10 protein-coding genes and 1 pseudogene are annotated in these 20,972 nt (G+C 42.0%); all 11 read left to right on the forward strand.

The window, feature by feature from the left end; all coding sequences use genetic code 11:
- The first annotated feature begins 105 nt into the window (after window positions 1-105).
- The 11 genes and pseudogenes from QE382_RS04050 to QE382_RS04100 all read left to right on the forward strand — a co-directional run bounded on the left by QE382_RS04050 (window position 106) and on the right by QE382_RS04100 (window position 20,747).
- Window positions 106-3,507 carry a glycosyl hydrolase gene (locus QE382_RS04050; protein ID WP_307184790.1) on the forward strand — a complete coding sequence of 1,134 codons (3,402 nt, stop codon included), beginning with the start codon at window positions 106-108 and terminating at the stop codon, window positions 3,505-3,507.
- A 7-nt stretch (window positions 3,508-3,514) separates the two neighbouring features.
- Window positions 3,515-5,533 carry an aceric acid hydrolase gene (locus QE382_RS04055; protein WP_307184791.1) on the forward strand — a complete coding sequence of 673 codons (2,019 nt, stop codon included), beginning with the start codon at window positions 3,515-3,517 and terminating at the stop codon, window positions 5,531-5,533.
- A 19-nt stretch (window positions 5,534-5,552) separates the two neighbouring features.
- Window positions 5,553-6,974 (forward strand): sialate O-acetylesterase, encoded by a 1,422-nt coding sequence (locus QE382_RS04060; protein WP_307184792.1) that lies wholly within the window; start codon window positions 5,553-5,555, stop codon window positions 6,972-6,974.
- A 6-nt stretch (window positions 6,975-6,980) separates the two neighbouring features.
- Window positions 6,981-9,305, forward strand: coding sequence for a DUF5703 domain-containing protein (locus tag QE382_RS04065; RefSeq protein ID WP_307184793.1), 2,325 nt, complete (start codon window positions 6,981-6,983; stop codon window positions 9,303-9,305).
- Between the two features lie 270 nt (window positions 9,306-9,575).
- The gene (gene rhaT / locus QE382_RS04070; protein WP_209578225.1) at window positions 9,576-10,652 is read left to right on the forward strand and encodes an L-rhamnose/proton symporter RhaT; all 1,077 of its coding nucleotides are present in this window, start codon (window positions 9,576-9,578) and stop codon (window positions 10,650-10,652) included.
- An 18-nt stretch (window positions 10,653-10,670) separates the two neighbouring features.
- Window positions 10,671-12,779: a bifunctional aldolase/short-chain dehydrogenase gene (locus tag QE382_RS04075; RefSeq protein WP_307184794.1), complete on the forward strand. Its 2,109-nt coding sequence runs from the start codon at window positions 10,671-10,673 to the stop codon at window positions 12,777-12,779.
- 80 nt (window positions 12,780-12,859) lie between these two features.
- Window positions 12,860-14,135, forward strand: a pseudogene (locus QE382_RS04080) (sugar isomerase).
- Between the two features lie 13 nt (window positions 14,136-14,148).
- Window positions 14,149-15,519 (forward strand): FGGY-family carbohydrate kinase, encoded by a 1,371-nt coding sequence (locus QE382_RS04085; protein ID WP_370877889.1) that lies wholly within the window; start codon window positions 14,149-14,151, stop codon window positions 15,517-15,519.
- A 239-nt stretch (window positions 15,520-15,758) separates the two neighbouring features.
- A complete protein-coding gene (locus QE382_RS04090; protein ID WP_307184796.1) occupies window positions 15,759-17,063 on the forward strand; it encodes a rhamnogalacturonan acetylesterase in 1,305 nt (434 codons plus the stop codon).
- Between the two features lie 136 nt (window positions 17,064-17,199).
- Window positions 17,200-19,728: an alpha-L-arabinofuranosidase family protein gene (locus QE382_RS04095; protein ID WP_307184797.1), complete on the forward strand. Its 2,529-nt coding sequence runs from the start codon at window positions 17,200-17,202 to the stop codon at window positions 19,726-19,728.
- 77 nt (window positions 19,729-19,805) lie between these two features.
- Window positions 19,806-20,747, forward strand: a complete 942-nt coding sequence (locus QE382_RS04100) for a glycoside hydrolase family 43 protein (RefSeq protein WP_307184798.1) — start codon at window positions 19,806-19,808, stop codon at window positions 20,745-20,747.
- Window positions 20,748-20,972: the final 225 nt, after the last annotated feature.

A 20,972-nucleotide genomic window follows, 5' to 3' on the forward strand; every position in this document is an offset into this window, starting at 1 on the left:
GGTGTCGACTACTTGAAATGACGCGATAAGGGAGATAAATTCAAAAATGAAAGAAATAGGCTGCCCAACCTTTTTGGATAGCTTTAAAAAAGAACAAGATAAGATATGACGAGGATTCAGTTGCTATTAGGAACAAGTCTTCTTTTGGGCTGTTTGAACAGCAGTGCACAGATTAAAGGTATTCCAACGGCATTAGTTCCTTTGGATCAGCGTTCGTTTGAACAGGCAAAACCTTGGGTGTTTTGGTACTTTATGCATGCCAGTTATTCCAAGGAAGGGATTGCAGCAGATTTGAAAGCGATGGCGGATAACAACATAAAAGGAGCATATTTGGCCCCTATTAAGGGGAAAACTGATCCGCCGCTTTTCAATCCGCCAACAGAGTCTTTGACACCCGAATGGTGGGATATGTTTGGATACATCGTTGCCGAGGCAAAAAAATATGGATTAAAGATCGCTTTGTTACCTAATGATGGATTTGCGACCGCCGGTGGACCATGGATTAGTCCAGAAAAATCGATGCAAAAATTGGTTTATGCAGATACCGTAGTCAATAGCAAGGGCGGGCGATCACCTGGTATTCAATTGCCACAACCCCAAACGCAACAAGGCTATTACGAAGATATCGCTTTATTTGCGATGCCATTGACCCACTCGCCGCGAAAGAGCTTTACAGAGCTGGTAAAGGTAACCAATAGCTATGGCGAAGATCTAAAACGACTGGCTGAAAGAGGCAACAAACAAAATTTTGCAGCAGCTGCGCCAGGATGGATCCAATATGCTTTTGAGCGGCCCTTCCCTTGCAATTCATTGAAAATTGAATGGACAGCATCCAATTACCAAGCAAATCGTCTGCAAGTTTGGGCCAGCGATGATGGCTTAAATTTTCGGAAGATTACACAATTAGAATCCCCAAGAATGGGCTGGTTGGATTGGGATAATGGTGTAACACATCTGATCCCCTACACCAAAGCGAAATATTTTCGCTTCGTATACGATCCCACAGGAAGTGAGCCCGGAGCCGAAGACCTTGATTCTGGTAAATGGAAGCCTTCCCTAAAATTGAATGGTATCAGTCTGTTTGAAGAAGCGCAGGTTCATCAGATCGAAGGTAAGACAGGTGAAATATGGCGTGTTGGCAAAAAGTCCGACCCAAGCGCTGTTGTGCCGGAAGCTATTATTGGACAGCAACAGCTTATCCGTTTGCCTAAGCCGGATCAAGCGGGTCGTGTCGACCTGACATTACCTGCAGGAAGGTGGAAAATATTACGGGTGGGACATACCTCTACTGGCCATAAAAATGAAACTGCTGGTGCAGGAAAGGGCCTAGAATGTGATAAGTTGGACGCAGCTACTGTCGCTTTTCAATTTGATCAGTGGTTTGGAGCAGCCAAAAAGCATGTAGATCCACACTTGTCTAAAGAAGTTCTCACGGTATTTCATATTGATTCTTGGGAATGTGGTAGTCAAAATTGGACCCGTAGTTTTCCGGATGAGTTTTTAAAACGCCGGGGCTATGACCTGACTAACTATCTCCCGGTTTTAGCAGGTTGTTTTGTGAATAGTGTGGAAGATTCCGAAGCCTTTTTGCAAGATTACAGACAGACCATCAGCGAACTGTTACAAGAGAATGGCTATGCGACATTACGTCGAAAAGCGGATGAATACGGTGTTGAATTTACAGCAGAAGCGACTGCTCCTGTGATGGTCGGTGATGGTTTGGCACATTTTGCTTCAACCGACCGTCCAATGGGCGAATTTTGGTTCAGAAGTCCTTCGCACGATAAACCTGCGGATATCTTGGATGCTATTTCGGGAAGCCATATTTATGGTAAGCGCGTTACCATGTCGGAGGCTTTTACCCAGATCCGTGCACAATGGGATGAACATCCGCGGCTTCTGAAAAGTCTTCAGGACCGAAATTACGCCTTGGGCATCAACAATCTGGTCTACCATGTGTATGTGCATAACCCCTGGATGGACCGTAAACCTGGTATGACCATGGACGGTATCGGAACCTATTTTCAGCGCGATCAAACGTGGTGGAAGCCTGGTAAAGAATGGGTCAATTATGCAATCCGTTCACAGCAGCTACTGCAATATGGAGTACCCGTACGAGATGTGGCTGTGTTTATTGGGGAGGAGATTCCAAGAAGGTCTGTACTCCCAAGTGCTTTGATCGATGTCTTACCCGGTATTATTGGTGAAGCCCGTGTTCATCGTACAGATTCTTTGTTGGCCAATGTCGGCCTGCCCTTACAAAAAGTTGCAGGTGTGACTACAGGAGCCAATATGTATAGACCCGAAGATTGGGTCGATCCACTACGCGGCTATGCCTACGATTCCTTCAATCCCGATGCGCTTTGGAATCAGACTAGCGTACAGGACGGTAAGGTGATTTTTGCGAATCATATTGCTTATGCTTTACTTGTGATGCCTGGAGAAACAGGATTAAATCCGAATGGTAGCCAATATTCCCTTCGTACGCTAGAACGTATCAGGAGTCTTGTCAATCAAGGGGCTACGGTGCTCTTCCAAGATATTCCACAGACATGGCGGGGCAAACTGACCGATGACAAAGTACAACAGTATCGCATTTTGCTTGATGAGTTATTCACTGGGCTAGAGCCATTCACAAATACAACATTACAAACAAAGCAATTCGGCAAAGGCCGTGTGCTTGTTGGCCACTATGAAGAGAAAGATTTTAAGCCGCTAAATATTGCTCCCGATGTGCTGATTAACGAAGGGCACAATCCACATATTTCTTGGAACCACCGCCGTTTCGATGGTGGTGATTTGCTTTTTGTAGCCAATCAAGATAGTTTAGCGCAAAAGGCAACTTTATCCTTACGGACAAAAGAAAAATATGCCTACCGTTACGATCCTGTAAGCGACAAACTAGCGGTTTTACCGTTTAAAGTGATCCACGATAGGACCGTTATCGAACTATCGTTTGATGCGTATCAATCTGGCTTTGTATTGACCAGCGATAAAAAAATAGATATACCGACCTATCAATACTCCAGAAAAACAGCTTTGACAGGACCCTGGTCATTTACGGCTGATGGGTTATCCGGCAAGCAAGCAATTAAACAGCAAGAGCCTCAGTTTTGGACAGCCAGTGCAGACGATGACATTAAATATCATGCTGGATCAGGAAGTTATCAAACGACCATTCATATCCAAAAAATAGCTGAAAAGCAACGCGCTCATTTACAATTTTCGGCCATTGAATCTATGGCAGAAATCTTTGTCAATGGACAATATGCTGGGGTTGTCTGGACCAAACCTTATCAGATCGATGTAACTGATTTTATCCGGCAAGGTGATAATAAAGTACAGATCAAGGTCTATAATACATGGGGGAACCGTTTCCTTTATGAAAAAGAGAATACAACAGTAAAAAAGAAAATACAGACAACAGCGTCAGACAAGTTCCTCAAAGGCTTATTACCTTCCGGATTACAAGGGAAAGTTGACTTACTGTGGTTAGATGCAAAATAAAGAAATCATGAATACGAAGCACAAACTAATGATCCTAGGGCTCTTCTTCGCGACGGCCTGTCAAGTCCAGGCCCAGGAAAAGTCTATTACCAATACGGGGTCGAGTCCCCATGCTGTTCAAAACGCAGTTGATATGGGCGACGTGAAATGGACGAAAGGCTTTTGGGCGGATCGTACCAAATCGTGTTATGAGCAGATGGTACCGCAACTCTGGCACGTTTATACCGATGCCTCCATTAGCCATGCTTATCGTAATTTTGAAATCGCCGCGGGATTGGAAAAGGGTGAGCATAGCGGACCATCTTTTCATGACGGCGACTTCTACAAAACATTAGAAGCAGTCTGTGCACTATATGCCCAGACAAAAGATAAAAAGCTGCTTCGGATGATAGATGAAGTGACTCCTGCGATCCGAAAAGCACAACGTACTGATGGCTACATCTATACGAAAGCGACAATTGATCAGGAACGTTCGGGACAAAATATTGAATTTCAAGATCGTTTGAGCTTTGAGTCTTATAATATTGGACATTTAATGACGGCCGGATGCATACATTACCGGACAACGGGACAACGGGAACTATTGGATATTGCAATAAAGGCAGCGGATTATCTGTATGGGTTTTATAAAAAGTCCAATCCAACTTTAGCCCGAAATGCAATCTGTCCCTCTCATTATATGGGGACCGTCGAGCTTTATCGGACGACCAAAGACCCCAAATATTTAGAACTAGCCAAGCATTTAATTGATATTAAAGGTGAAATCGAAGACGGAACGGATGACAATCAAGACCGTATTCCTTTCCGTCAGCAGCATAAAGCTACAGGACATGCCGTGCGTGCAAGTTATCTATATGCAGGCGTCGCAGATTTATGCGCTGAAATTGCAGATACAACGTTGAGCAACCGCCTTTTTGAAATTTGGGACGATGTCACGAAGCACAAGATGTACATTACAGGCGGTCTGGGATCGCTGTATGATGGTACCTCACCTGACGGAACTTCCTATAATCCCAGTGAGGTACAGAAAATCCATCAGGCATTTGGGCGGGATTATCAATTGCCCAACTTAACTGCGCACAATGAGAGCTGTGCAAATATTGGTAATATGTTGTGGAATTGGCGCATGGCGAATTTCACGGGCGATGCAAAATACATCGATGTATTGGAGCTGGCACTCTATAATAGTGTACTGTCAGGGATTAGTTTAGATGGCGACAAATTTTTGTATACCAATCCATTGAGTTACTCCTCCGATCTTCCATTCCAGCAGCGCTGGTCTAAAAAGCGTGTTCCTTATATTGCACTGTCTAACTGCTGTCCACCTAATATTGTTCGTACGATAGCAGAAGTAGCCAACTATGCTTACGGATTAGCAACAGATGCCGTAGCAGTCAACTTGTATGGTGGAAATGAATTAAATACAACATATCAAGGCAAACATATCAACATTGTACAAGAATCCAGCTATCCATGGGTAGGAACCGCCACCTTCACCTTAAAAGAGTTTCCTTCCGATTATACATTGAAACTCCGGGTGCCGGGTTGGGCTGGGAAGGTTGAAATATGGAAAAACGAAACGAAAATCGAAGCACCGATGGAGAAAGGCTATGCCATATTAGCTGGATTGTGGAAGAAAGGTGATCGCGTTACCGTCAAACTGCCGATGGAGGTTGCTCTGATGGAGTCAAATCCACTGGTTGAGGAAACGCGTAACCAGGTTGCAGTCATGCGTGGACCGATTGTGTATTGCCTAGAGAAGCAGGATGTGGCTGCGGATGTCAATATCTTTGATCTGAAAATGAAACAGGGTGAACAGTTTGTGCCGAAAAATGAAAATATATTAGGGCAGGATATTGTCTTGTTGGAAGGAAAAGCCTATCGTACAAATAGCACGAAATGGAATTCACTATACCGTAAAACTTCCGATGGAAAGCCTGAAACTATCCCTGTGCGTCTAGTACCCTATTTTGCTTGGGGAAACCGTGCATTTGGTGATATGAGCGTTTGGATGCCAGTATTTTAATGGGATAAATCGTATGAAGATGAAAACTTATTTTTTTATGATCGTATTCCTATTGGCACAATTGGAGAGCCAGGCGGAAGTCCGTTTATCGGCGCTCTTTACCGATGGAATGGTGCTGCAACAACAAAGCAAAGTCCCTTTTTGGGGCTGGGCAGAACCGCAGGCAACAATAACCGTACAGACCTCCTGGAATGGGCAGAAATATCAAGCGAAAGCAGATAAACTTGGCCAATGGAAAATTGTAGTACAAACACCTGTAGCAGGTGGTTCTTATCAGATCAAGGTCTCAGAAAAGAATAGCATTGAACTCCATGATATTTTAATTGGTGAAGTTTGGTTATGTTCGGGCCAGTCGAACATGGAAATGCCTTTAAAAGGCTATCCAGGGCAACCGATCCTCGGTAGTACCGAAACGATGATGGATTCCAAAGACGATCAACTGCGTATCTATACCGTGCCTCGCAATCCACAGATTCAGCCCGCAGCTGACAGTAAACCAAGTGTTTGGAAGAAAGCAGAACCGCAATCCGTGGTCGGTTTTAGTGCAACGGCCTACTATTTCGGACGGCAATTGCGCAAAACTTTAGGGGTGCCTGTTGGTTTGATTCATAGCAGCTATGGTGGTTCAACTATTGAAGCCTGGATGGAGGCATCCTGGTTGGCAGATCAGAAAGGTCTGCAGATCCCCAAAGAAGAAGAGGGCCTGAAAGATAAAAACCGTATTCCGACCATGTTGTACAATGGTATGATCCATCCTATTGCCAGATACGGTATCCGGGGCATGATTTGGTACCAAGGAGAATCTAACTACGATCGTCCAGAGCAATATGAAGTGCTATTCCCCCGGATGGTTGAAAAATTCCGTGCGTTATGGGGAAATAATAAACTTCCGTTTTATTTTATGCAAATTGCACCATTTGATTATGCTTCATTGCCGCCTTATCATGTTGGGGGAAAATACAATTCGGCCTATCTACGCGATGCACAACGTAAATCTTTGGATAAAATTCCGTATTCTGCAATGGCCGTCACCTTGGATTTGGGCGAACAGAATTGCATCCACCCATCACATAAACAGCAAAGTGGCGAAAGATTGGCCTACCTAGCACTGCACGATAGCTATGGTTTTGAGACGTTAAATCTCAAAAGCCCCCTATATGAAACGTTGGAAATTAAAGGCAGTACAGCAATACTTTCTTTTAAGGATGCACCATTGGGGCTAACAGCATATGGTAAAGAAATAAAGACTTTTGAAATTGCGGGTAAAGATCAGGTTTTTTATCCTGCAGAGGCTGTTTTGAAAGGAAAGACCATTATTGTCGCGTCGCTCAAAGTTGAGGAGCCGGTGGCTGTTCGTTATGCATTTAAAGATTTCGTCGTCGGAGAGGTGTTTGGAGTCAATGGCTTGCCCTTAAGCTCTTTCCGTACAGATGATTGGTAAATAGAAATGATGATTGAAAAACGTATTATAGGCATTATATTCCTAGTAGCAACCTTCTTAAATCCAGCCTGGGCGCAAGAGTTCAACTGGAAGGACTACAATGTAACTTGGTCCAGGCAAAGCAAGAATTCATCTGAATCCATGCCTGTAGGAGGTGGAGATATTGGATTGAACGTGTGGATGGAGAACGGTGAACTACTTGTGTATTTAGGGAAGACCGGGGCATTTGACGAGAACAATACCCTGTTGAAGCTTGGCCGTATTCGACTTCGTCTCTATCCCAACCCGTTTTTGGACGGAAAATTTCAACAGGAATTGCAGTTGGAAAAGGGACACATTGTTCTGAAAGGGGAGAACAGAGGAGTGAAGGCTGAAATATTGGTTTGGGTGGATGTTTTCAATCCTAATGTCCATCTTGAAGTGAGCAGCAACCGGAAGGTTAAGGTGGAAGCGGCTTACGAAAACTGGCGCTTTCAGGATCTTTTTCCAAAGAAAAAGGAAAACAATGCAAACTCTTGGAAATGGGCACCTCCAAAACCGGTAGTGACGCCTAAAGATCAGATTGCAGCAACAGCAAACCGTGTTATTTTTTATCATCAAAATCAAGATACCACTGCATTTGATTTTGTCGTAGACCAACAAGGCTTGACAACAATCAAAGATTCATTATATAATCCCCTGCAAAGCCTAATTTCAGGGGGACTTTTAAAAGGAGAAGATTTTGTATACGCCGGTGAGCGTGCCGGAACCTATATGAATACACCATATCAAGCTTGGGTACTCGAAAGTAAAGCCGCAAAAACCAATCATGCACTTCAAGTTACGCTTCACGTAGGACAGCAAGCAGACCTAAAGCACTGGAAAGCGGAACTGGAAGATCTGGCTACGCCCAAACCTAGCTTTGTGTCGCTCAAACGGGCGACGGAATCCTGGTGGAAATCTTTTTGGGATAGAAGTCATATCGTTATCCAGCCTGGCTTAAAAGATCCCCATAATGAAGCTTGGCAAGTCGGCCGAAACTATCAGTTGTTTCGATTTATGCTAGCTTGTAATGCTTACGGAGATTATCCAACAAAATTTAATGGCGGTTTATTTACCTACGATCCTGTCACGATCGATAGTACGTTTACGTTCACACCGGATTTTCGGAATTGGGGTGGAGGTACCCATACCGCACAAAATCAGCGCTTAGTGTATTGGCCATTATTGAAGAGCGGTGATTTTGATCTAATGCCGGCGCAGTTTAAGTTTTATCAACGCCTTTTGAAGAATGCCGAATGGCGATCCAAATTTTATTGGGGGCACGCTGGTGCAAGTTTTACAGAACAGATCGAAAATTTTGGTTTACCCAATCCTGCTGAATACAATTGGAAACGGCCCAAAGATTTTGATAAGGGCCTCGAATATAATGCCTGGCTGGAATACGAGTGGGATACGGTGCTGGAGTTCTGCATGATGATACTGGAAACAGAACGTTATAATAAGTCCGATATTCAGACTTACATTCCGTTGATAGAAAGTTGTCTGCGTTTTTTTGATGAGCATTATCAATACCGGGCTCGGCAACGGGGTAGCAAGGTATTGGATGATGCAGGTCATCTTGTACTATATCCTGGCTCTTCTGCGGAAACCTATAAAATGGCCTATAATTCGGCAAGTACAATTGCTGCTTTACAGCAGGTGACCAAAGGATTGCTGGCATTGCCCAAGGGGTATATCAACGCTGAGTCGCGTGGTTATTTTCAGGGGTTTTTAACCAGAATCCCACCTTTGCCACAGCGTGAAGTTGCAGGCAGAAAAATGCTGGCTCCAGCCCAGCTATGGGCCCGGATCAACAATACCGAATCCCCGCAGCTCTATCCTGTATATCCTTGGGGAATTTATGGTATCGGTAAAGCAGATATCGATATTGCCCTCAATACGTACACCTATGATCCCGATGTGCTTAAATTCAAAAGCCATGTTGGCTGGAAGCAGCATAATATCTTTGCTGCACGCCTTGGGTTGACCGACGAAGCGAAGCAACTGATCCTCTCGAAACTAAAAAATGCAGAACGGCGATTCCCCACCTTTTGGGGGCCAGGGTTTGATTGGGTTCCGGATCATAACTGGGGTGGTTCGGGCATGATCGGCTTGCAGGAAATGCTTTTGCAGGTAACAGATGATAAAATTTATCTTTTTCCAGCTTGGCCCAAAGATTGGAATGTGGATTTTAAACTACATGCGCCGGGGCAGACTACCGTTGAAGGAAGATTAAAGGACGGTCAATTATTGGAGCTAAAAGTTTTTCCAAAAGAAAGAGAAGCGGCAATTGTCAACCTATTGCAATAGCCGCTTCGAAATTGTTAGCGAAACAACATCGCGAATTAACCCATTGTAACCATTAAATCGAGCGCTGAAAAATAAGAAAATAGACGTTTGATGCCTTGACTCCTAGGTCAATACACGCGATGTCTAAAATATTAATAAAGGGGCTATCCAAGAAGATCGGATAGCCCCTTTTGTTTTTTTTATACAAAATCGGGTCGTTCATAACAGTGCATAACAGTTCTGAAAAACCAAAGAATTATCTTAGTTGCTAAGAACCTAAATAACGTTTATATGAATGCAGTTTTCGGAGTTATATTTCATTTCATAGGCGGATTCGCTTCTGGAAGTTTTTATGTGCCGTACAAGAAAGTAAAAGGATGGTCCTGGGAATCCATGTGGATTCTAGGCGGACTTTTTTCGTGGATTATTGTTCCGCCCATAGCGGCGATGTTGACGATACCCAATTTTATTGAGATTATTAAAAGTGCGAATAACACGATATTAGGTTACACATTTTTGTTTGGTTTGCTTTGGGGCATCGGCGGTTTAACTTATGGTCTTGGTGTACGCTATCTTGGAGTATCCTTGGGTAGCAGTATTATTTTGGGCCTGAGTATGGTGTTTGGTTCTTTAATGCCCAGCATTTATTATTTTTTTAATAAAGCAGAAGGCAAGCATGGCATAGATTATTTTTTTACAACCCAATCCGGTATTTGTATTCTCCTTGGTCTTTTAGTCTGTGTGCTTGGTGTATATCTATGTGGTAAGGCAGGTGTTTCTAAAGAGAAACATATAACCTCCCTATCTACAGCGAGCAAATCCGATTATAATTTTGGTTTAGGAATTGTAGTAGCTATTGTTTCAGGGATACTAAGTGCTTGTTTCAATTTCGGTATTGAAGCCGGAAAACCTATGGCCGATGTGGCAAATACATTATGGAAGTCTGTTAATCCAAACCAAGGCGAATTTCTTTACCAGAATAATGTCACCTACATTGTGATACTTTGGGGCGGGTTTACAACAAACTTCCTATGGTGCCTTTATTTGTTGATTAAAAACAAAACGTTTTCGGATTATACGAAATCAAAAGCACCGAGAGGCAAGAATTTCCTTTTATGTGCTTTAGCAGGAACCACCTGGTATTTACAGTTTTTCTTTTACGGTATGGGAGAAAGCCGTCTTGGAAACGGCGCTAGCTCTTGGATCCTACACATGGCCTTTATCATTCTTATTTCCAATGCATGGGGCGTAGTGCTCAAGGAATGGAAAGGTGTCGATCGTTCGACGTATCGTTCAATCATAGGAGGAATTCTAACCATTATCATCTCTATTTGCATTGTAGGGTTTGCGAAGACATTAGAAAATTAATATTTAAATATAGAAGCAGTGAAAACGTACAAACATGTCAATTATTTATGGGACGATGAGAAAGCTCAGGCACTAAGGGGTGATGAAGTAGCTTTGTTATTATATCGTTCAAATATTCTAGGTGCAGATTTAAGAATTACAAATTATGGTGGAGGGAATACATCTTGTAAAGTAGTGGAAAAAGATCCATTGACGGGAGAAGAAGTAGAGGTGATGTGGATTAAAGGGTCTGGTGGAGATATCGGAACGTTGAAAAAGTCAGGTCTTGCAGCGCTTTATTTACAACGTCTTCGCAATTTGGAAAATGTCTATCGTGGTCTTGAACATGAAGATGAAATGGTTGAGTTATTTAACCATTGTATCTACGATTTAGCATCAAAAGCACCTTCTATCGATACACCTTTACATGGGTTTCTGTCGTTTAAACATATAGATCACCTCCATCCAGACGCTGCAATTGCGATTGCTGCGGCGAAAGATGGAAAGAAGATAACCCAAGAATTGTTTAATGGAACTATAGGATGGGTGGAGTGGCAACGCCCAGGGTTTGACCTAGGTTTGCAGTTGCGTGCTTGTTTAGAAGAAAACCCAGGTATCCGCGGTATTATGTTGGGCTCACATGGCTTATTTACTTGGGGAGATACGGCTTATGACTGTTATATCAATTCCTTGGACGTCATCGAAGCTTGTGCGGAATATCTTGAGCAAAACTATGGTAAAAAAGCGCCTGTATTCGGGGGGCAGCAAGTAACTAGTCTCAGCAAGGAAGAAAGAAATGCACAAGCAGCCAAGCTCGCTCCTGTTTTAAGAGGTTTTTGTTCCAGTGAGCGCCACATGATCGGGCATTTTACAGATGATGAGCGCGTATTGGAATTTATCAATTCAAATGATTTAGAACGTTTGGCTCCGCTTGGTACCAGCTGTCCGGATCACTTTTTAAGAACGAAAATTCAGCCGTTGGTATTGAATTTGGATAAATCACAAGATTTAGACAACGTGGAGGAGTTAAAAGCAAAGTTAACGCCCTTATTTGACGGATACCGTGAGATGTACGCGCAATATTATGAAAGCTGCAAACATGAAAATAGCCCGGCAGTGCGGGATAAAAATCCGGTAATTGTTCTCTACCCTGGAGTAGGAATGTTCGCATTTGCGAAAGACAAACAGACAGCACGCGTAGCAGCAGAGTTCTATACCAATGCAATTAATGTTATGAAAGGAGCAGAAGCAGTGAGTGAGTACACCGCTTTGCCCCGTCAGGAAGCATTCGATATTGAATATTGGTTATTGGAAGAAGCCAAGCTTCAGCGTATGCCAAAGCCAAAAGCTCTGTCAGGGAAAATTGCTTTGGTCACTGGAAGTGGGGGTGGTATCGGTAAAGCGATTGCAAAAAAGATGGCACAAGAGGGGGCTGTTATCGTGTTAAATGATATCAACACAGAACGTTTGGAGTCAAGCAAAGCCGAGTTTGTAGCCGAGTTTGGAAAAGATGCAGTCATCGCTACGAGCCTCGACGTAACCAATGCGAATTCGATCAAAGATGCTTTGGAAGATGCTACGCTAGCATTTGGTGGTATTGATATTGTGGTCAACAACGCCGGATTATCGATTTCGAAAACAATCGAAGATCATACGGAGAACGATTGGGACTTGTTATATAATGTACTGGTAAAAGGTCAATTCCTTGTTACTCAAGGAGTGACTTCATTATTAAAAGGCCAAGCAATCGGCGGTGATATCATCAATATCGTCAGTAAAAATGCCTTGGTCAGTGGTCCAAATAATACAGGATATGGAAGTGCAAAAGGCGCACAATTGCATTTAAGCCGTTTATGTGCTGCCGAATTAGGTCCGGCAGGCGTACGCGTGAACGTGGTTAACCCGGACGCCGTTATTTCAGACAGTAATATTTGGGCCGGCGGATGGGCCGAAGGTCGTGCTAAGGCTTATGGTATCACGGTAGCCGAATTGCCGGCCTATTATGCAAAGCGAACTTTATTGAATCAGATCATTCTTCCGGAGGATATTGCGAACGCTTGTTTCGCCTTTGTGGGCGGACTGTTGAGCAAATCTACAGGGAATGTTTTAAACGTTGACGGAGGTGTTGCAATGGCGTTTGTACGCTAATTTTTATATCTTAGGTGTCGCGTTCAGAAAGGGAAATATGGACGCGACACCTCACATTTTTACACAATAACCATTAAATTATGATTCTGGATAAGAAAATTATAGATCAGCACAATAACCAATTATTAGATAAGCATAGACGGGCATTTGACTACGTGTCGGCAGATATTCCACAGTTAGATGAAATGCTGAATAAACTTCAAAAATTTCAAATTGCCATACCAAGCTGGGCATTAGGTACAGGTGGAACGCGTTTTGGTCGTTTTTCTGGCGCAGGTGAACCCGGTACTTTAGAGCAAAAGCTAGAGGATGTTGGCTTGCTGCATGCGCTCAACAAATCGAGTGGAGCAATTTCGATGCATATTCCCTGGGATATTCCATCAGATGCAGTAAAAATTAAGGCATTGGCATCTTCCCTAGAAATCGGATTTGACGCAGTAAATTCCAATACGTTTCAAGATCAATCAGGTCAGGAGCATAGTTATAAATTTGGTTCATTACATCATGTCGATCCAAGCGTTCGTCAGCAAGCAGTAGATCATAACATCGAAGTTATCAATTATGGTAAAGCGGTCGGTTCTAAAGCCTTAACAGTTTGGTTGGCTGACGGATCATCTTTCCCAGGACAATTGAATTTTAGAGAGGCTTTTCAAAATACCTTATCAAGCCTACAAGAAATATATAAACATCTACCCGAAGACTGGAAACTTTTTGTTGAGTACAAAGCATTTGAACCCCATTTCTACTCCATGACGATTGGCGATTGGGGGCAATCTTTGCTGTTGGCCAATAAGTTAGGTCCCAAAGCATATACATTGGTTGATTTGGGACACCATCTGCCAAATGCAAACATTGAACAAATTGTCTCTTTATTGTTGATGGAAGGCAAATTAGGTGGATTCCATTTTAATGATAGTAAGTATGCAGATGATGACCTGACAGCAGGTAGTATCAAACCATATCAACTGTTCTTGATCTTTAATGAACTGATCGATGGTATGGATGTGAAAGGTATTGATCATGCCAGCGGATTGGGTTGGATGATTGATGCCTCGCATAATCTGAAAGATCCACTGGTAGACCTTTTACAGTCAGTGGAGGCCATTAAGATTGCTTATGCTCAAGCATTGTTGGTCGATCGAAAGGCATTGAAACAGGCGCAGCAAGCAAACGATATCGTGAAGGCACAGGAAATCCTGCAGGATGCATTCCGTACCGATGTCAGACCGCTTGTTGCAGAAGCAAGTACGTAGAAGTGGAGCGGCGCTGAATCCCGTTCAATTATTTAATGAAGAAAATTTACGGGCCAAACTTATCGAAGAACGCGGAAGGAATTCCGTCGCTACCGGTTTGTAACGAGGGAAAAGGAATGAGGGGAAAACCAATACCAGTAGTCGCTATATTCGACGTTGGAAAGACCAACAAAAAGTTATTTCTCTTTAATGAGCAGTATCAGATTGTTTTCGAAAGGTCTGCCCGTTTTTTAGAAACTACTGATGAAGATGGTGATAGTTGCGAAAACCTGGAGAGTTTACGTTTGTCCGTTTTCGATTCCTTGCATGAGGTATTTCGAAAAGGCGAGTTTGAAATTAAAGCGATTAATTTTACGTCCTATGGCGCAAGTTTCGTCTATATTGATAAAGATGGTCGGCCTTTAACGCCACTATATAACTATTTGAAAGAATATCCAAAGAAATTGTTGGATTCTTTTTATGCACAGTATGGCGGAAAAGATACCTTAGCGTTGGAAACCTCGTCTCCGAGTTTGGGAAGTCTAAATTCTGGATTGCAGATCTATCGTATATTTAAATTAAAGCCGGTAATATATAAGGAGGTGAAATGGGCATTGCATCTTCCGCAATACCTGAGTTATTTGATTTCAGGCCAAGCATATTCTGATATGACAAGTATAGGTTGTCATACCGCACTTTGGGATTTTAACCAAAATAATTACCATCAGTGGGTGCTTGATACAGGCATTATTCAAAAAATGGCACCTATTGTGCAGGGTGACCAATTGTTCAGGGCAACATTTCCTGGCAGTGGTTATCTTGTAGGCAGTGGGCTGCATGATAGTTCTTCGGCTCTCATCCCATACTTGTTGAATTTTCATGAACCTTTTGTGTTGATTTCAACGGGTACCTGGTGCATTTCATTCAACCCATTTAACGAACAACCGTTGACTAAAGAAGAGCTGCATGAAGACTGCTTACAATATATGACTTACACCGGTAAACCAGTTAAAGCATCACGCCTATTTGCGGGTTATGAACATGAAGAACAAGTCAGACGTATTGCAAATTTCTTTCAGGTGTCAACGGGCAAGTTCAAGCAAATTGGGCTGCAATGGAATATTATAGAAAAATATCAAGCGTTAGATATATCGGATGAGCTGTCGGCTTTTTCATCCATTGATTTGAGCCATTTTAATGATTATACCGAAGCTTATCATGTTTTTATGATGCATTTGGTAAAAGCACAGATCAAAGCAACCTCTTTGGTGTTACAGAACAACGGTGTTCAACGCATATTCGTTGATGGCGGATTTAGTAGAAATATAATATACATGACGCTATTGGCCCAAGCTTTTCCAAATAGTGAGGTTTTTGGAGCGTCAATGGCACAGGCTACGGCACTAGGAGCTGCCTTGGTCATTCATGAGCATTGGAATACGCAGGCTATGCCAAATGACATGATCGAGTTGCGCTATTTTAGGGCCAAACAGCAAACGCATATATAAAAGGTAGTTTGTGCAAATAAGAATCTAGTTTTTTTTATTGGTTATCGTGAAAGGTCAGGCACTTTGTTGTCTGGCCTACTTTTTATTTTCTAGCGTATGAACAAATAACCAGTAAGAGTTTCTCGCCACTTTAACAATATTAAAAAGGGATTCCAAACGGGGAGTAAAGTCCTGAACAGTTGGCGAGCAGGAAGAACTGGGAAAATTAAATTTGAGATTCCAAATTATAAAATTTAAAAATGAAGAAAGTTGCAACGGTTGTTTTTTTTGTCCTGTTCTGTCAGGTATTGTTCGCCGAACAGATTGTGAAGGAATTTAGCTTTGGTGATACTAAAAAACAGCGGGCTGTAATTGCGCTAAAGCAAGCCCTTCCGTATACGGAGGCCAAAGGGTATGGCTTTGAGTTTTTTACAGAAAAAAATGTAAGAATCGATCGAAAGAGTAAACATCTTTTTAGCGATAAACCATTCTACTTTTCTGTGAAAGTTCCTGAAGGGAATTACAAAATTACGATTAGTTACGATGGCTTAAGCGATAAACCCTACCAAAGCACGGTGCGGTCAGAATCGCGTCGGTTACAAATAGAAAATCAGGAAGTAGTGCCAAATAAATGCGTACAGAAAACGTTCATCGTACATCTCAAAGATCCCAAGATTTCATCAGGCGGAAGGGTGGAATTGAAGAAGCCCCGGGAGCAGCAAAAGTTAGACTGGGATGATAAGTTGACTTTGGAGTTTCAGCAAACGAATTGTATTTCGGCTATTCGCATTGAAGCGATGAGCAATGTCACAACGGTCTTTTTAGCAGGAAATTCTACGGTCGTGAATCAAGAAGATGAGCCATGGGCTTCTTGGGGACAGATGATTCCCCGCTTTTTTGATGCAGGCGTTGCTATTGCTAATCATGCCGAATCTGGGTTAGCATTGAGTTCGTTTTTATCCTCAAGAAGATTGGACAAAATTTTATCTGTAGCCAAAAAGGGAGATTATCTATTTATCGAATTTGGGCACAATGATCAAAAGCAAAAGGGAGAAGCTGCTGGAGCATATAAAGGTTACAGTGAACGATTGCATTATTTTGTCAATGAATTTAGAGCAAAGGGCGGTATTCCTGTTATTCTCACTTCGACAGCACGACGTTTATTTGATCAACAGGGAAATTTAGTTCATACTTTAGGAGACTTTCCAGATGCTGCACGTAAAGTTGCGGCAGAACTTCAAGTCCCTTTGATCGACCTTAATAACAAGACCAGTATATTTTATGAAGCATTGGGCGTTGAAGGTTCCAAGAAAGCATTTGTTCACTATCCCGCTTCTACTTTCCCAAATCAGGAAAATGCATTGGCTGATAATACCCATTTTAACCCGTATGGTGCTTATGAGATTGCAAAAATGGTATTAATGGGAATTAAAGAAAATAAGCTTGTTATTTCCGGTAATATGGTAGATTTTAACGGGTTTGATCCATACCACCCCGATGATTTTAAGACTTGGTATTGGCCTCCAAGTTTGATCAATAGTGTTTTAAAGCCGGATGGCAATTAGTTTTGTACTGATCTTCTTTAGCGAGAATTGAATGGGATCATAACATATCGATGACTCTTCATTATTTTGAATATGAAGCTTGTTTTTTATAAATGTAATATTTACATTTATAATTATTTCTGATTAATTATAACCAATGGAACGAGCTATTTTCACATTAAGAGCCTGCTCTTTTTTTCTTGCAAAAGCAATTTGCTTTTTTTGTCTGTTTTGGATTTTCAGTACACCCGCATATGCCTATAGCAGCACGATTTCTGAACCGGATTCAGCCTATCTCTTTGCTTATGCAAAAGATAAGAATGCTGGTAGAGAAGGGTTATTATATGCCTGGAGTTTGGACGGAAAACAATGGGACGCTATTGGAACAGAACTTGCATTTGTGAAATCAGATTATGGACGTTGGGGATCAGAAAAACGGATGATAAATCCGGTGTTGTTTCCTCGAAATGGCGGGGGGTGGTCCTGTGCGTGGCAATTAAGTCCTGAAAATAATGGACCATATGCCTATACTTTTACAACTGATTTTTTTAATTGGGGCAGGCAAGACTATTATGTCGAATTAAATGATTTGGATAAATCAATGGTTTCGCTTGTAAATAACAGTTTGTTGGACCGTGAGATTATTTCCATTAATGGGGAAAGTTTACGTGGAACGAAGCTGAAAGTTACATGGTCTATAATTAAAGAATTGATTAAACACTATGATCTTGCTCTGCTTAAGCAAAAGCAATGGTCCGAACGAAGTGTTGACGATGATGTACGCTTTGCAGGCTTAAAACCCTTGGATGTTAAGTTAACCCCAAAGATCGGACAAAGCAAGTCCATCAGCGATATGTTGGTAGGTGTATTTTTTGAAGATATTAATTATGCAGCAGACGGAGGTCTCTATGCGGAATTGATTCAAAATAGAGATTTTGAATATAAATTGAGCGATAAACAAGGGCATGACAAAAATTGGAACGAGAAAACAGCTTGGAGTATGGATGGATCGGGACAATTTCATATCGACAGTATCAATCCCATTCATCCCAATAATAAGCATTATGCGAGGTTACAAGGCGCGGGTATACTAAGAAATATAGGCTACGATGGGATTGCTCTGCATAAAAACGAACGCTATGATCTTTCATTTTTTGGACGGGGCACTGCGGGTAAAGGGCGTCAACTAAAAATCCGGATAAGTACACAAGATGGAAAGATCCTTGATGAAAAATCCCTTGTTGTTGACAGCAAAAACTGGAAAAAATATCAATTGGTATTGACAGCCAATGCGACCTGTAAGGATGCCGTATTGGAATTTGTATTTACAGATCGACAACAATTGGATTTGGACCTGATTTCCTTATTCCCTCAAAACACCTTCAAAGGACGTAAAAATGGATTACGTAAAGATTTAGCCGAGGCTATTGCAGCTTTGAATCCACGTTTTGTTCGTTTTCCGGGAGGCTGTTTAGCACATGGCGATGGTATCGACAATATCTACCATTGGTCCAATACTGTAGGACCTTTAGAAAGCCGTGTGCCACAACGCAATATGTGGGGATATCACCAAACTGTTGGTTTAGGATATTATGAGTATTTTCAATTTTGTGAAGATATAGGTGCCTATGCTGTCCCGGTAGTGGCGGCTGGGGTACCCTGTCAAAATTCGGGCGCTCACGGTCATCCATTGGGCGGGCAACAATGTGGTATTCCAATGGAAGATATGGATGACTATATCCAGGAAGTGCTCAATCTGATCGAATGGGCCAATGGGGATAAAAATAGCACCTGGGGAAAGGTACGTGCAGCAGCTGGACATCCAGAACCATTTCATCTCAAATATATTGGCGTGGGTAACGAAGATTTAATATCGAATGTTTTTGAGGAGCGTTTTACGATGATTTACAATGCTATCCGTGAAAAATATCCCGATATACAGGTTATTGGAACGGCGGGGCCATTTTTTGAGGGAACCGACTATGTTGAGGGCTGGAAAATCGCCGATAAATTAAGCGTACCTATTATGGACGAACACTATTACCAGACACCCGGATGGTTTATTCATAATCAAGATTTCTACGATAAATACGATCGGAATAAAGCGCAGGTTTATTTGGGCGAATATGCCGCTCATATCGAAGGACGTGCAAGTACCTTGGAAGTGGCATTAGCCGAAGCCGCATATCTCACTGCATTGGAAAGAAATGGTGATATCGTTAAAATGGCTTCCTATGCACCGCTGTTAGCCAAAGATGGCTATACCCAATGGCGCCCCGATCTTATTTATTTCAATAATACCGATGTGAATTTAACGCCATCTTATTATGTACAGCAATTATTCGGTCGTAATAATGGAACAGAATATGTTCCTGTGGAAGCCAGCTATTCTAATGCTGCCGTTGAGGTACAGAAGCGCGTGGCATTTTCTATTGTTAAGGATCCTAAAGATCAATCAATCATTATAAAAATGGTCAATGTTTTGCCTGTTGCCGTCAACATGGAATTGGAACTAGCTAAATTCAACCTAGAAACTGAGCCTGCTGTCGTTGCGCAGCTCACAGGAGAGTTGAAGAGTACAACAGCGAAGCCCGAACAAAAGAGCGTGCCAGTGGAAAAGCTTAAAAACCAGCAATTGCCACCTTATTCGTTAACCATCATTCGAATTCCATCGCGTGCAAAATAGCCCAATTCAACTCCTATGAAACCGCTAGTTGTGCAGAAAAGTATATGTTAGTTTTTATTCATCTCTATTTGGCAAAAATGAAAAAACAATTTCTAGTTACCCTATTCGTTCTTTTAACTTACCTGGTTAAGGCGCAATCTCCCGTATACCTTTTTTCGTATTTTGTAGATAATGGCGCTGATGGATTACATCTAGCTTATAGTTTGGATGGTTTGAAATGGGAACCATTGAATCAGGGAAAACCTTTCTTAACACCAACAGTAGGAAAAGATAGACTGATGCGCGACCCCAGTATTTGTCAGGGTCCCGATGGTACCTTTCATCTGGTATGGACAACAGGTTGGTGGGACAAAATTATCGGATATTCTTCCTCCAAAGACCTTAAGCAGTGGACCCAACAAAAAGCAATACCAGTCATGGTAGATGAACCAGATGCAAAAAATGTATGGGCTCCCGAACTTTTTTACGACAACGCGACGAAAGAATATTATATCATTTGGGCCACGACAATTCCTGGTCGCCACAAAGAGGTACCGACTAGTGCTAGTGAAAAAGGATTAAACCACCGGATGTATAGCGTGACGACGAAAGATTTTAAAACTTTTTCAAAAACTAAGTTATTTTTTGATCCCGAATTTAGTGTGATCGACGCGGCCATTATACAACAAGCCAATAAGCAATATATGATGGTGCTGAAAAACGAAAACTCTAATCCGCCGGAGAAAAACATCCGAATCACGGCAACAAAGAATTTAGCCAAAGGATTTCCAACTACTGTCTCTAAACCAATCACAGGCGATTATTGGGCGGAGGGTCCTGCTCCGCTGCAAGTAGGGGAGTATATATATGTATATTTCGATAAATACCGCGATCATAAATATGGTGCTGTTCGTAGTAATGATGGTATCAACTGGGAAGATGTCTCGGATCTGGTGAGCTTTCCTAAAGGCGTTCGTCATGGAACAGCTTTTACGGTAAATCCAACCGTTTTATCCAATCTATTAGCATTGAAAAGATAGTTGAGAATAACAGTTGTCATCTTAATTATAGCGATTGTAATAAAAAAGGTCTTCAAACGGGGAGAATGAAAACCTTTAAAATAACCAATTAATCCTAAATATATGATGAAAAATATCATGCTTTGCTATAGGCTTTCCTTTGATTTAAACCATCTCATCTAAATCATAACATATGTACAGGCCAATTAAATTGAAAAGCTACCGATTCAATACAGCAAGTTTACG

The organism is Sphingobacterium zeae (assembly GCF_030818895.1).
In the GTDB taxonomy this organism is placed as follows: domain Bacteria; phylum Bacteroidota; class Bacteroidia; order Sphingobacteriales; family Sphingobacteriaceae; genus Sphingobacterium; species Sphingobacterium zeae.